At 60.9% G+C, this 12,054-nt stretch carries 9 protein-coding genes; 6 read left to right on the plus strand and 3 right to left on the minus strand.

The features are described 5' to 3' along the window. Positions 1-95 precede the first annotated feature (95 nt). Together GOB81_RS10505 and GOB81_RS10510 are read right to left on the minus strand one after the other, a co-directional pair. Positions 96-2,282 carry a TonB-dependent siderophore receptor gene (locus tag GOB81_RS10505; protein ID WP_173570380.1) on the minus strand — a complete coding sequence of 729 codons (2,187 nt, stop codon included), beginning with the start codon at positions 2,280-2,282 and terminating at the stop codon, positions 96-98. Between the two features lie 832 nt (positions 2,283-3,114). Further along, positions 3,115-4,311, minus strand: coding sequence for a glycosyltransferase family 4 protein (locus GOB81_RS10510; protein ID WP_173570381.1), 1,197 nt, complete (start codon positions 4,309-4,311; stop codon positions 3,115-3,117). 16 nt (positions 4,312-4,327) lie between these two features. Here GOB81_RS10510 and GOB81_RS10515 point away from each other — a divergent pair, with 16 nt between their 5' ends. The 3 genes from GOB81_RS10515 to thrS all read left to right on the plus strand — a co-directional run bounded on the left by GOB81_RS10515 (position 4,328) and on the right by thrS (position 8,382). Next, a complete protein-coding gene (locus GOB81_RS10515; RefSeq protein ID WP_242010194.1) occupies positions 4,328-5,326 on the plus strand; it encodes a tetratricopeptide repeat protein in 999 nt (332 codons plus the stop codon). A 147-nt stretch (positions 5,327-5,473) separates the two neighbouring features. Then, positions 5,474-6,376: a glycosyltransferase family 9 protein gene (locus tag GOB81_RS10520; protein ID WP_173570382.1), complete on the plus strand. Its 903-nt coding sequence runs from the start codon at positions 5,474-5,476 to the stop codon at positions 6,374-6,376. 77 nt (positions 6,377-6,453) lie between these two features. Beyond that, positions 6,454-8,382, plus strand: coding sequence for a threonine--tRNA ligase (thrS, locus tag GOB81_RS10525; RefSeq protein ID WP_173570383.1), 1,929 nt, complete (start codon positions 6,454-6,456; stop codon positions 8,380-8,382). 15 nt (positions 8,383-8,397) lie between these two features. Here thrS and GOB81_RS10530 read toward each other — a convergent pair whose 3' ends face one another. Then, a complete protein-coding gene (locus tag GOB81_RS10530) occupies positions 8,398-8,898 on the minus strand; it encodes an RrF2 family transcriptional regulator (RefSeq protein WP_173570384.1) in 501 nt (166 codons plus the stop codon). A gap of 315 nt (positions 8,899-9,213) precedes the next feature. On the opposite strand from GOB81_RS10530, the gene GOB81_RS10535 reads away from it, so the two are divergent. Genes GOB81_RS10535 through GOB81_RS10545 form a run of 3 tightly spaced genes read left to right on the plus strand, consistent with a single transcriptional unit; the run spans position 9,214 to position 11,971 of the window. Continuing rightward, a complete protein-coding gene (locus GOB81_RS10535) occupies positions 9,214-10,245 on the plus strand; it encodes an ABC transporter substrate-binding protein (protein WP_242010195.1) in 1,032 nt (343 codons plus the stop codon). Then, the gene (locus GOB81_RS10540) at positions 10,242-11,252 is read left to right on the plus strand and encodes a FecCD family ABC transporter permease (protein ID WP_173570385.1); all 1,011 of its coding nucleotides are present in this window, start codon (positions 10,242-10,244) and stop codon (positions 11,250-11,252) included. The genes GOB81_RS10535 and GOB81_RS10540 overlap by 4 nt, the downstream gene beginning before the upstream one ends. Then, complete coding sequence (locus GOB81_RS10545) at positions 11,249-11,971, plus strand: ABC transporter ATP-binding protein (protein ID WP_173570386.1); 723 nt, start codon at positions 11,249-11,251, stop codon at positions 11,969-11,971. Before GOB81_RS10540 ends, GOB81_RS10545 begins: the two co-directional genes overlap by 4 nt. Positions 11,972-12,054 lie beyond the last annotated feature (83 nt).

Consider the following 12,054-nt stretch of genomic DNA (forward strand, 5'->3'; position numbering starts at 1 on the left):
CTTTTCAGGGGGCTCGCGAAAGGTCGCTCTCTGTTTGCCAGCCATTCCAGCGTGTTGCGCTATGCTGTTGGTTTCCCTCCTCCCCAGCGCCCCCCTCACCAGCGATAGGAGAGCGTCACAAACGCGCTGCGGCCGGGCGCCCACGCACAGGCGACCGACCGCGTGCATATCGCGACATAACGACGGTTGGTTATATTGCTGCCATTGAACTGGACATCGAACCGACGATAATCCACATGCGCCTGAAGATCCCATACAAGCTGGCTTGGTACGGCGAACGTTTCAGGGAGGGAACCCGCCGTGTTGCCGGTATAACGCAGCCCGCCTCCGATCCCTGTCGTCCATGCCTCGCTCAGCCGGAAATCACGTTTGAGAAACAATGAGGCCATGTGGGAAGGAATCGCCACGGGCCGCTGATTGAGCTGCGCCGCGACGGTCGTCTTCGTGATGCGCGGGTCCTGATAGGTGAACGACGCCAGAAAATCGATTTTATAGGGCAGCCGTCCCACTCCTTCCGCTTCAAAACCACGGGTTTTCTGCTCGCCTGTCTGGATGTCATAGGTGGAATCTGCAGGATCGGTCGTCAGCACGTTCGTTTCGACAAGATCGAAAAAGTCCGCTGTCAGCATGAAATCTTCGCCCCACGGCGTTCCCGTGGGCGGTTTGTATTTCAGGCCGGCTTCGATCTGTCGTCCTTTCGTGGGCAGAAACGGCGTGTTCTGGCGTGTCGTGCCGACCTGCGGCTGGAACGACGTGGCGTAGGACACATAGGGCGACACTCCGATGACCGACTTGTAGAGAAGGCCGACACGTCCGGTAAATGCGTTGTTTTTCTGAGGTGTTCCGACATTGGTCCGGTTGTTCATCGTCAGGCTCTGCGTCAAATCTCCGCGCCCTGACAGCGTAAGATAGAAACGGTTCCAGTCGAGCTGTTCCTGGGCATAAATGCCCGTCTGGGTTTCCGTCTCATTGGTGTTGGTAGTGGTCGCGTAGGTCGGCCATGTGATGGTCTGGTAAACGGGATTATAGAGATCCAGTGACGGAGCGGTTCTCTGACCCCGGCGATTGGCAAGAAAATCGCTTCTGAAATCGATGCCGAACAAAATTTCATGGCGCACCGGACCTGTTTTCAGTTTCAGATCAGAGCGCGTATCGAGCGTGACATTGTTGTAGTTAGCCGACTGGAGCAGTGCCTGTCGTGTCAGTGTCCTTTCGTCAGACGAGAGGGCAACGGCGGTCACGAAGCGATAGTCCAGATCCAGATGGGCGTACCGCATGTTTTGGCTGATCGTCCAGTTCGGCGTCAGATAGCGCGTAAAATTATAGCCGATAGCGACCTGACGCTTGGAATAGACATCATACTTCGCATCGCTGCTCAGAAAATTACGGGCGATGTAGCCATAGGGGCTGCCAAACACCGTTCCCACTGCTGGCAGGAACTGCGCTGTCGAACCGGCATCGAGCTGCTCGTAGCTGGCCAGAATGGTAAAATCGGTTTTGCTGTCCGGATGCCATCGCAGGGAGGGCGCGACATAAATTTCGTTATTCTTGATGTTTTTCGCATAAGTATCAGATTTTCTGATGAGACCATTGAAACGCCACAGGAAGGTCTTGCCGGAATCAATGGCGCCTCCTACATCGACCGCTCCCTGAACCCGGCTGTAGGACCCGGTCTGGAAAGCGACCTGATTCTGCTGGTCTTCTCGCGGGCGTTTACTGACTGCATTGATGATGCCCCCAAGCTGCCCCGAACCGTACAAAGCAGAGGACGCGCCACGCAGTACATCCATTTCCTCCAGCCCCCACGGCTCAATGCTGAAAGATTGGGAACTGGCCGCATCCGGCGTACGAGTTCCGTCGAGATAGATATCCGGAGAAAATCCCCGGATCGTGCCGAAATAACCCCGCGGGTCATCCTTGGACCCATAATCCGATACACCGGCTGAATATCGAACAGCTTCGGAAATGCTGCGCGAATTGAGCATGGTCATGCGCGCCTGCGTGATAACGGTCAGGTTCTGGGGTACATCTTCAATGGGGGTGGATGTCTTGGTCGCCGACCGCCCCCCGTTCCCCAGAAGACTGCCCCGGCTTCGTCGCACTTCGATGTGTTCCACCGGTCCAGTCTGAACGACCGGAGCTTTCGCCTTTGTCGGATGAGCAGAAGGCGCTGCGTGCAGACGGTGTAAGGGCTTTTCAGCCGTTTCCTCCGCCAGACCGGGTGCGCAAGGAAAAGCCAGCAGCGCTATTGCGCAGGGGAAAAGACTGGAACGACCCCGCATTGTTACATGTTCTCCGGGTAAGGGGAGAAATTATTATCGTAAGTGATAATGATTATCAATAACAAATTATTGCTAGAAAAGCAGCATAACGGGCAGGATGATTTTCCCTATCTATTTGCAAAAAAACATTTGCACAGAAAAACATGTGTCCGGTCAGGTTATGAGAGCGACCGCCATACCCGGATCTCGTGTGGTCCGAAAGATTGTCTTAGCGCAACTTCCAGTCCATCCCATCAAAAGCAGATGTCAGAGCACGGAGATTGCGGCAGCCCGACGCACGGCACACCCTCTCCACCAGACCCTCCGGAACAGGTGGGCAGCAAGGACACGCACGATCACCCGCCTCGTGTGATCTTTGACCTCTTTTGAAAATTCCTTTTCTATACTGGAATATTCCTGTTTTGGCACAGATGAAATATGAGATTGCCGAAATCAGCCAATCAGGCGCTTAACGGCCTCGCGAAAAGCTAACTGTTGAAGATGAAAAGCAATTTTCAAAAGGACTCTTAGAACCTTTTCGACATTGGGGCACTGTCCCTGACGCCGCTCTGCTCCAGAATGCACCGGTGTTCAGAAGAGCCAACCGCAGCCGTCCATTGACTGACGTGCCAGCGGGCAGCTTCATCATTCCTGTCTGATACTTTAAATTTTCCAAAAGCCTTTCAACCTCGGGATCAGCAAGAAGAACCAGACAACACCTACGAGACCACACCAGTCAGAAACATTCCAAGAAGGGATTGGTTACCACCACCTGCGGCCTTTGTTCGCGGTGACCCGTTTTACTGAAAGCGAACCGAGCGTTTCGTGCCGGGAACGCTATAATCGCCACCTGTTATGGCAAATGCTGATCGAGTGCCTCGGCCAGAGCCGTTCCCAACAGCTCATCATAAACTGCCAGCGTTGCCTGCTGCATGGCGCGGGTCGTGTAATGGGCCAGCACATTTTCCCGGGCGGCAAGCCCCATGGTCATACGCTCCCCGGCTGTCGCATTGAGCGTGGCCGCGATCATTTCCGCCAGCACACGCGCATCGCCGGGAGGGAAAAGCAGACCAGTCTCCCCGTATCTCACCGTTTCCATGGCCGCCCCATGCGCCGCGACAATGACGGGACGCGTCATGGCCTGAGCCTCGACAACCACCCGGCCGAACGGCTCGGGACGAAGGGACGGCACAACGACCATTTCGGAGAGGGCAAGGGCCGCCGGCATATCTGCGCAGTGACCGCCGAAGCGAATATGGGACGTCAGCCCGAGTTCCACCGTCTGGGATTCAAGGGTCGCCGGGAAGCCGGACTTTTCCGGCGCCGAACCGATGAAGACACAGACCCATGGACGGGTAGCCCAGCGTTCACGCACCATGATGGCCAGTGCATCGAGCAGCAGCCCCTGCCCTTTCCATTCCGTAAGACGACCCGGCATGAGAATGATGGCCGCACCATCGTCCTCGATGTTCCATGTCTCCAGCACTGCGCTCACGCGGTCGCCGCGCACGGCCTGCGGATCGAACTGCACCGTATCAGCGCCGCGCGGAATGGTGCGCAGCCGGTTGTCCCCCACACCGTAATCGCGTTTCAAACGGTCTGCGATGAAATGGCTGATGGCGATGACGCGGTCACCGGCGGCAAGAACGGCATTATAGGTTTTCTTGCCCGGAAAGCTTTCCTTGTGGACACCGTGCCATGTGGTGACGAACGGGGTTTGCGTCCGACGGCAGGCCAGCCTTGCTGCCCATGCAGGGGCGCGAGAGCGCGCATGAACCAGACTGACGCCCTCCGAAGCGATGACCGACCGCAGGCGCATGGCGTTCCGAAGGATGGCGGCGGGGGATTTCCGTCCGAGTTCGAGGGAAATGTGCTTTCCGCCGTAATAGGCCACTTTCGGGACCAGACGCCCGTCCGCACTGGCCACGAGCGGCATGCCGCCCGCCTCTGCGATGGCCTGCACCATCTCGATCGTCCCGCGCTCGACCCCGCCTGCATCAAGAGCGGGGAGGACCTGAAGAATAACGGGCCGATTGGTTAACGTATTCATAACTTTCGCCGATAGCATGGACGGCCCTGTCCCGCACCACCTGTCTCATTTTTCGTTCGTACTTGACCCGGCGGCTTTCAGGACCGTCAATGCAACCATGATCGTCACGGCTCATCCCGACTGTCCAGCCTCCATCCGCCCGTCTCCCCGCTTCAAAGGACCGGGGCACAGCCGGATCATCGTATCCACACCCGCCGCTCTGACAGTCGCTCTTCTTGCCGCACTGACCCTACCTGTGCATCACGCCCGGGCGGTAGCACCGTCCTCGCAGCCCCCTTTTGTTCTCTCCGACTGTCTGGCCACCCTCGATGACGATCCGGGTGACGTGGATGATTATGTCTCGGCGCATGATGTGATCGGCAGCACGCGCGCCGTCCGGCACTGCCGCGCCATTGCCGATGCACTGATGGGAAACGCCGCAACGAGCGCCGAGGAGCTTGACGGGCTGGCCCACACAGCCGCCGCCCACATGCCGGAAACGGACGATGATTCCCCTGAAGAGCGGGCCGATGTCGCTGCCGACGCGGCACGCGCATGGTTCGCCGCCGGAGCGCCCACCCGGGCGGAAAACTCTGCCGGATATGGCCTTACCCTGACACCGGATTCCATTGCGCTCCGGCTCCTGCGGGATCGCGCCCTGCTGCAGACGGATCACCCCGACGATGCTCTGCGCGACCTGACCGAACTGGACTCCAATCCGGTTCTCGAAACGGACATCCATCGCCTGAAAGCCAAGGCCGAAATCCAGACGGGCAAGTTCACTGCGGCGGAACAGGATATCGCCTTCACATTGTCCAGAACGCCTGACGATCCGGGAGCTCTTCTGGAACGCGGCATCGTTCGCCAGCGCCTGAACAATCCAGCGGGCGCACGCTCGGACTGGGAGCAGGTGATCGCGCTCGCACCGGACTCTCACGAGGCAGACCTCGCACGACAGGATCTCGACCTGCTCGCCTCCGACCCGGACGCCCTGCCTCCCAGCGACGTGACCATCCAGACATCCTCGTCGCACTGAGCACACAGTTTGCCTCAAAAAACGTCATCGGATCAGCCCGGCATCCGTTGATCCGACGCCTTTCCCTCTCATGCCGTGTGAACAGACAGAACGCCAAAATCCTCCTGCCTCTGGCATGAAACGACGTGACAGGGCAGTCTCCCGCCCATGACACGCATCCTTGTCATCCGCCTTGGGGCGCTCGGCGATTTCGTACAAAGCTTTCCGGCCTTTGCCGCCATCCGCGCCCATCATCCGGATGCCGCCATCACCCTCCTGACGACCACGCCGTTCCGTGACCTCGCCACCGCCAGCCCGTGGTTCGACAGTATCGAGACCGACACACGGCCCAAAATCACCGACCGTGCGGGCATAAAACGGCTAAAAACCCAGTTGAGCGGCTTCGACCGGATCTATGACCTTCAAACCTCCAGCCGCTCAAGCTGGTATCACCGTTTCGCCGGAGCCGCCGCGTGGTCAGGCATCGCGCGAGGGGCCTCGCTGCCGCACGCCAACCCCTGGCGGGATGAGATGCACACGCGGACGCGGCAGCGGGACCAGTTGCGCATGGCGGGCATCCCGGACGTTCCGGAGCCGGACCTCGGGTGGCTGACAGCAGGGGGGCCGATACTCCCCGTTCCCTATGCGGTGCTGGTACCGGGCGCAGCACCACACCGCCCGGGCAAACGCTGGCCTGCCCAGCGTTACGGGGCTCTCGCGCAGCATCTTCTCGGCAAGGGGTTGTTACCGGTCCTCATCGGCGGCCCAACGGACGGTGAACTGGCCACCACCATCCGCGCTGCCTGTCCGGACGCGCTGGATCTCACCGGGAAGACTTCTCTCATCGACCTTGGCGGTCTGTGCGCCCGCGCCCGGCTGGCGGTGGGCAACGATACCGGCCCGATGCATCTCGCAGCCGCCGTGGGATGTCGCTGCCTCGTGCTGTTCTCTTCGGAAAGCGATCCGGCCCTGACGGCTCCACTGGGACGACGGCCGGAGCAGGTCAGCGTGCTGCGGGTCAACGATATTGCAACTCTTTCCGTGGACAGGGTTGTTTCTGCCCTCGGCTGACGCCATTAAAGTCGGCTTGCTGCAACAGGACGTCCATCCCGGTCGTCCGTCATATTCAATGCCTGGAGCACCTGTCCATGCCTGCCATCACCCTGCCAGACGGTTCCGTTCGCCAGTTTGACGGGCCGGTGACGGGCACGGATATCGCGGCCTCCATCGGTCCGGGGCTAGCCAAGGCGGCGCTGGCCATCGAAGTGGACGGCAAGCTTCGCGACATCAGCCTTCCGGTCGAGCAGGATGCCTCAATCCGCTTCGTCACCCGCAAGGACGGGGAAGCGCTGGAGATGATCCGCCACGATGCCGCCCATGTGCTGGCGGAGGCGGTGCAGTCGCTGTTTCCCGGCACGCAGGTCACCATCGGCCCGTCGATCGAAAACGGCTTCTATTACGATTTCTACCGCAACGAGCCGTTCAAGCCGGAAGATTTCACGGCCATTGAGCAGCGGATGCACGAGATCGTCAAAGCGAACGCGCCCTTCACCCGCGAGGCATGGCCGCGCGATGAGGCGATCCGGTTCTTCGAAGACCGTGGCGAGCGCTTCAAGGCCGAACTGATCCGCGACCTCCCCGGCGATGAGGAAATCTCGATCTACCGTCAGGGTGAGTGGCTGGATCTCTGCCGAGGCCCGCATCTGCGCACCACCGGCGATGTCGGCAACGCCTTCAAGCTGATGAAGGTCGCGGGCGCTTACTGGCGCGGCGATCATCGCAACCCGATGCTGACCCGCATCTACGGCACTGCATGGCGGGACAAGAAGGAGTTGGAAGCGCATCTGCACCAGCTTGAGGAAGCGGAGCGCCGCGACCACCGCCGCATCGGCAAGGAAATGGATCTCTTCCACATTCAGGAAGAGGCCGTCGGTCAGGTGTTCTGGCACGCCAAGGGCTGGCGGCTCTACACGGCGTTGCAGGACTATATGCGCCGCGCCCAGACCCGCGCCGACTATGAAGAAGTCCGCACGCCGCAGCTTGTGGACCGTGCGCTGTGGGAAGCCTCCGGCCACTGGGACAAATATCGCCACCACATGTTCGTCGCGACCGTCGAGGACGAGGACAAGACCCTCGCTCTCAAGCCGATGAACTGCCCGTGTCATGTGCAGATCTTCCGCCACGGCCTGCGGTCCTATCGTGAACTGCCCTTGCGCATGGCCGAATTCGGCGCGTGCCACCGCTATGAGCCGTCCGGTTCGCTGCACGGCATCATGCGCGTGCGTGGCTTCACGCAGGACGATGCCCATATCTTCTGCACCGAGGACCAGATCGCTCAGGAGACTGTCCTGTTCGTGGCGATGCTTTCAGAGGTCTACAAGGATCTCGGCTTCGAGCATTTCCGCATCAAGTTCTCGGACCGTCCTGAGCAGCGTTCCGGTTCGGACGAGGTCTGGGATAAGGCCGAGGCCGCGCTCAAGCAGGCCTGTGAGATCGCGGGCGTGGAGTATGAATATAATCCGGGTGAGGGCGCGTTCTACGGTCCGAAGCTGGAGTTCGTGCTGCGTGACGCCATCGGTCGTGACTGGCAGTGCGGCACCTTGCAGGTCGATCTCGTGCTGCCGGAGCGTCTGGACGCCAGCTACATCGGCGAGGACAGCGCCCGTCACCGTCCGGTCATGCTGCACCGTGCGATCCTCGGCTCGTTCGAGCGCTTCATCGGCATTCTGATCGAGCAGCATGCGGGCAAGTTCCCGCTGTGGCTCGCGCCCGTGCAGGTCGTTGTCGCCAGCATCGTCAGTGATGCCGCGCCTTACGCCGGGGAGGTTGTCGCCCGTCTGCGCAAGGCCGGTCTCACGGTCGAGGCGGACACGCGTGCGGACAAGATCAACGCCAAGATCCGTGAGCACAGCGTGGCCCGGGTGCCGGTGATCCTTGTGGTCGGCCGCAAGGAAGCGGAAGCAGGAACCGTCGCCATGCGGCGTCTCGGCGGGGCGGATCAGGAAATGCTGACCCTCGACGAGGCAGTGATCCGGCTGTCTGAAGAAGCGAAGGCCCCGGACATCCGTCGGGGCTGAATGCCTGTTACCCGATCAGGCGTCGGCCGCCTGATCGGGTAACACACGGTTTTTCTGCTCATCCGGCGCAAAAAACCCCAGCGCATACCGCTCCCGGTTCGTCACCACGTCGGCAAGCGATATCGCGTCGAAAACATCGAAGAACGCCGCGAAAGCGCGGACAAAAACCAGCCGCATCTGACATTCGGGCATAAGGAGACACACGCTCTCCTCATCGCTACACCCGTCCATGCCATGTTTCATGCAGGCAATGACGCCCGGTTCCCCTTCCGTGAGACGCACGACAGCGCCGATGCATATTTTTTCCGGCGCACGGGCCAGCCGCAGGCCACCGTTCCTGCCCCGGCTGGTTTCGATAAAGCCGGCGCGCCCCATCTTGTGGATGATCTTGACCAGATGGTTTTCGGAAATGCCGTAGGTCCTGGCAATTTCCCGAATTGAAACAAGCCGGTCCGGCGTGCAGGCGAGAAAGATAAGCGCTCTCAGAGCATAATCCGTGTGAAGGGTCAGACGCATGAGATCAGGCGATCCATGCCGTGGACCAGTACGGACCGACTATTACACATGCCAACGCCTCCTCAATTCCGACAATTCATCCTTAACGGGAACAGATCGTTCCCGCCTATTCCAGTCAGCGGTATCATCGGAATGTGACGTTTAAAGGACCAAAGCCTTTATTACGCGAGAAGGCAGGACAGAGTTGCTTTTACATAATGGATAAAGCCGCTGTTCCGCTCGCCCCTCGACGTTCCGCCGCATCCTGTTAGTCTATAGTCAGTGGGAACCAGTCCTTGGTGAAAAAGGCGAATTTCCCGAAAGAACGGGGGGATAATGGGACGATTTCTGAAGGGGGCGGCCTCTCTGGCCATTCTGGCCTCTACAGCTTTTGCCACACCGCTGAACGCAGCCGGAACAAAAACCGTCACCGACATGACAGGCATTCGGAGCGAGGTGCCCTCACCCCCTGCCCGTATTGCGGATCTGTGGTTCGCCCATAACGAACTGGTCGTCATGCTCGGCGGAGCACCTGCCATCGCCATGACGGTCGAACGACAGACCATGTCGCCCTGGATGTACCGGCTCGCGCCCGCCCTGAACAAGGCCGTCCAGCTTCCGGGTACGACCCCTACCGCCGAAACGCTTCTGGCCAGCCAGATCGACCTCGTCTTTGCAACACCCGCACTGTCGGGACTCGATTCCTACCGTCGCGCCGGTATTCCTGCGGTCGCGGTCGATTTCCATGACGCGGCGGGGCTGCTCCGCTGCCTCGACCTGACGGCGGACGTGCTGGGAACCGCCCATGCGCAGGACGTCGTGAAAGACTATCGCGCCTATCTCGACGAGACGCTGAACCTGCTGTCCTCCCGTCTGGGCGATTTTCCGGACGCATCCCGCCCCCGCGTGCTGCACATCCTTTCGCTCTCGCCCCTGAAAGTCGATGGCGCGGGCACGATGATCGACGAGTGGATCAGGCTCGCAGGTGGCCGCAACGCCGCCGGAGAAATCCAGGGATCGAAACGGCCGGTCTCATTCGAGCAGATTGCCGCATGGAATCCCGACATCATCATTCTGGGAGGCATGAGCGGAACGCCGGAGGCGTCCACCGCAGGCGCGGTGTGGTCCTCGCTCGCCGCCGTCAGGACGGGGAGAGTCTATCGCAACCCCGTCGGTGTGTTTCCGTGGGATCGTTATGGAACGGAATTCGCGCTTCAGCTTCGCTGGGCCGCGACCATCCTGCATCCGGACCTGTTCCGTGACGTCAGCATGGCCGAAGTCACACAAGCCTTTTATCGCCGCTTCTTTGCCTATGACCTGACCGATGAGGACGCCCGGCGCATTCTGGCGGCGCAGCCTCCTGCATGAAAGGCATTGCGTCTCTTGCCTGCGCCTTCATCGTTCTCGTGATCGTGGCGGTCGCCTCGCTCTGCGTGGGGCGCTACCCCATTCCCCTTCACGACTGCCTCCAGTTTCTTTTCTCGTTTTTTCACGCCTCCCCGACACCCTCCGTCACCCGTTCCATCCTGCTCCAGCTCCGACTTCCCCGACTGGAAGCCGCGATGCTGGCGGGAGCGGCACTGTCTGTTTCGGGCGCGTCCTATCAGGCCGTTTTCCGCAATCCACTAGTCTCTCCCGGCATCCTCGGAGCACTGAGCGGAGCCGGGTTCGGGGCAGCCGTCGCCATCGTCCTGAACTATCCCGCATGGATGGTAAGCGTCTCGGCCTTCACCGGATCTGTCGTTGCCGTTCTGGCAGGCGTGGGGATAGCGCGCCTGTCCGGCGACCGCTCGATCCTGATGCTGATCTTCGGCGGACTGGTCAGCAACGCCCTCTTCACCTCGCTGCTATCGATCCTCAAATATCTCGCCGACCCCGACGACCAGCTTCCCGATATCGTCTTCTGGCTGCTCGGCACGCTGGCCCGCGTGACGCCCGAAACGCTCTCGCTCGTCTCCCTGCCGATGCTGGTGAGTATCGTGCTGCTCTGCCTCACCGGACGACTTCTCGATGCGCTCACGCTCGGCGATGACGAAGCCCGCAGCCTTGGCGTGCCGGTCGTGGCGGTGCGCAGTGTCGTCGTGATCCTCGCCACGCTGCTTTCGGCGTTGACGGTGGCGATGGCGGGCATCATCGGCTGGGTGGGGCTGGTGGTTCCGCACATCGCACGGCTGATCGTAGGGCCGGGAAACAGGCTCGTGCTGCCCATGAGCGCCCTGATCGGGGCCATCTTCCTCCTGTTCGCCGACGATCTCGCACGCTGCCTCTCCTCTGCGGAAATCCCCATCGGTATCATGACCGAACTCTCCGGCGTCATCCTGTTCCTGATCCTGCTGCCGCGTGTCCGGTCCAGCCTGAAAGGAAGCTGGCGATGACTCTCGTCGCCGAGGATATCTCCTGTCGGCGGGACGGGCGGCTGGTGCTGGACGACATCTCCTTCAGCCTGCCCGACGGCACGATGACAGCCCTTCTCGGCCCGAACGGCGCGGGGAAAACGACCCTCTTGCGGGTCATTCTGGGGCTTGAAAAAGCAGACGGCCGCATCCTGCTGAACGGAGCGGATCTGTCCACGCTCACCCGCCGCGAGGTCGCCCGTAGGATCGCCTATGTTCCCCAGACAAACACTGTCGCCTTCGCCTATACGGTGGCGGACATGGTCGCGATGGGACGTCTGTCGCACGCCCGTTTCGGGCTGATAACGCCCGCGGACGACAAGGACGCGGTCACCGGGGCACTGGCCCGGCTCAATATTTCCCACCTTGCAGACCGCGCCTACACACAGCTTTCGGGCGGGGAGCAGCAGGCCGTGCTGATCGCCCGCGCACTAGCTCAGGGGGGCAGGACGCTACTGCTCGATGAGCCAGCCTCGGCGCTGGATTTCGGTCAGCAGAAACGCCTGTGGGCGCAGTTGCGAGACCTTGCGGAGCAGGGCTACACGATCCTCTGCACGACCCATGATCCCCTGCGCGCCCGCGAGATTTTCGACGTCGCCCTGCTGATGCGTCAAGGCAGGCTTGTGGACTGCGGAGCCGTGGGAAGCGTGCTGACCGATGAGGGGATCGACACCCTGTATGCGTCCGCGCATGTCCCCTGAATCCGGCGGTCTTTCCGGCGCGGGATGGGGGCCTCTCCCCTCGGCAGGAACATCCGCACTGGCAAGCGGGCGGCGGCGGCGGT

It is taken from the genome of Acetobacter conturbans (assembly GCF_011516755.1).
GTDB lineage: Bacteria > Pseudomonadota > Alphaproteobacteria > Acetobacterales > Acetobacteraceae > Acetobacter > Acetobacter conturbans.

Bases quoted from the DNA above. Each gene is read 5' to 3' on its own strand.
- GOB81_RS10505 (WP_173570380.1), bottom strand. From the start codon at position 2,282: ATGCGGGGTCGTTCCAGTCTTTTCCCCTGCGCAATAGCGCTGCTGGCT.
- GOB81_RS10510 (WP_173570381.1), bottom strand. From the start codon at position 4,311: ATGAATACGTTAACCAATCGGCCCGTTATTCTTCAGGTCCTCCCCGCT.
- GOB81_RS10515 (WP_242010194.1), top strand. From the start codon at position 4,328: ATGGACGGCCCTGTCCCGCACCACCTGTCTCATTTTTCGTTCGTACTT.
- GOB81_RS10520 (WP_173570382.1), top strand. From the start codon at position 5,474: ATGACACGCATCCTTGTCATCCGCCTTGGGGCGCTCGGCGATTTCGTA.
- thrS (WP_173570383.1), top strand. From the start codon at position 6,454: ATGCCTGCCATCACCCTGCCAGACGGTTCCGTTCGCCAGTTTGACGGG.
- GOB81_RS10530 (WP_173570384.1), bottom strand. From the start codon at position 8,898: ATGCGTCTGACCCTTCACACGGATTATGCTCTGAGAGCGCTTATCTTT.
- GOB81_RS10535 (WP_242010195.1), top strand. From the start codon at position 9,214: ATGGGACGATTTCTGAAGGGGGCGGCCTCTCTGGCCATTCTGGCCTCT.
- GOB81_RS10540 (WP_173570385.1), top strand. From the start codon at position 10,242: ATGAAAGGCATTGCGTCTCTTGCCTGCGCCTTCATCGTTCTCGTGATC.
- GOB81_RS10545 (WP_173570386.1), top strand. From the start codon at position 11,249: ATGACTCTCGTCGCCGAGGATATCTCCTGTCGGCGGGACGGGCGGCTG.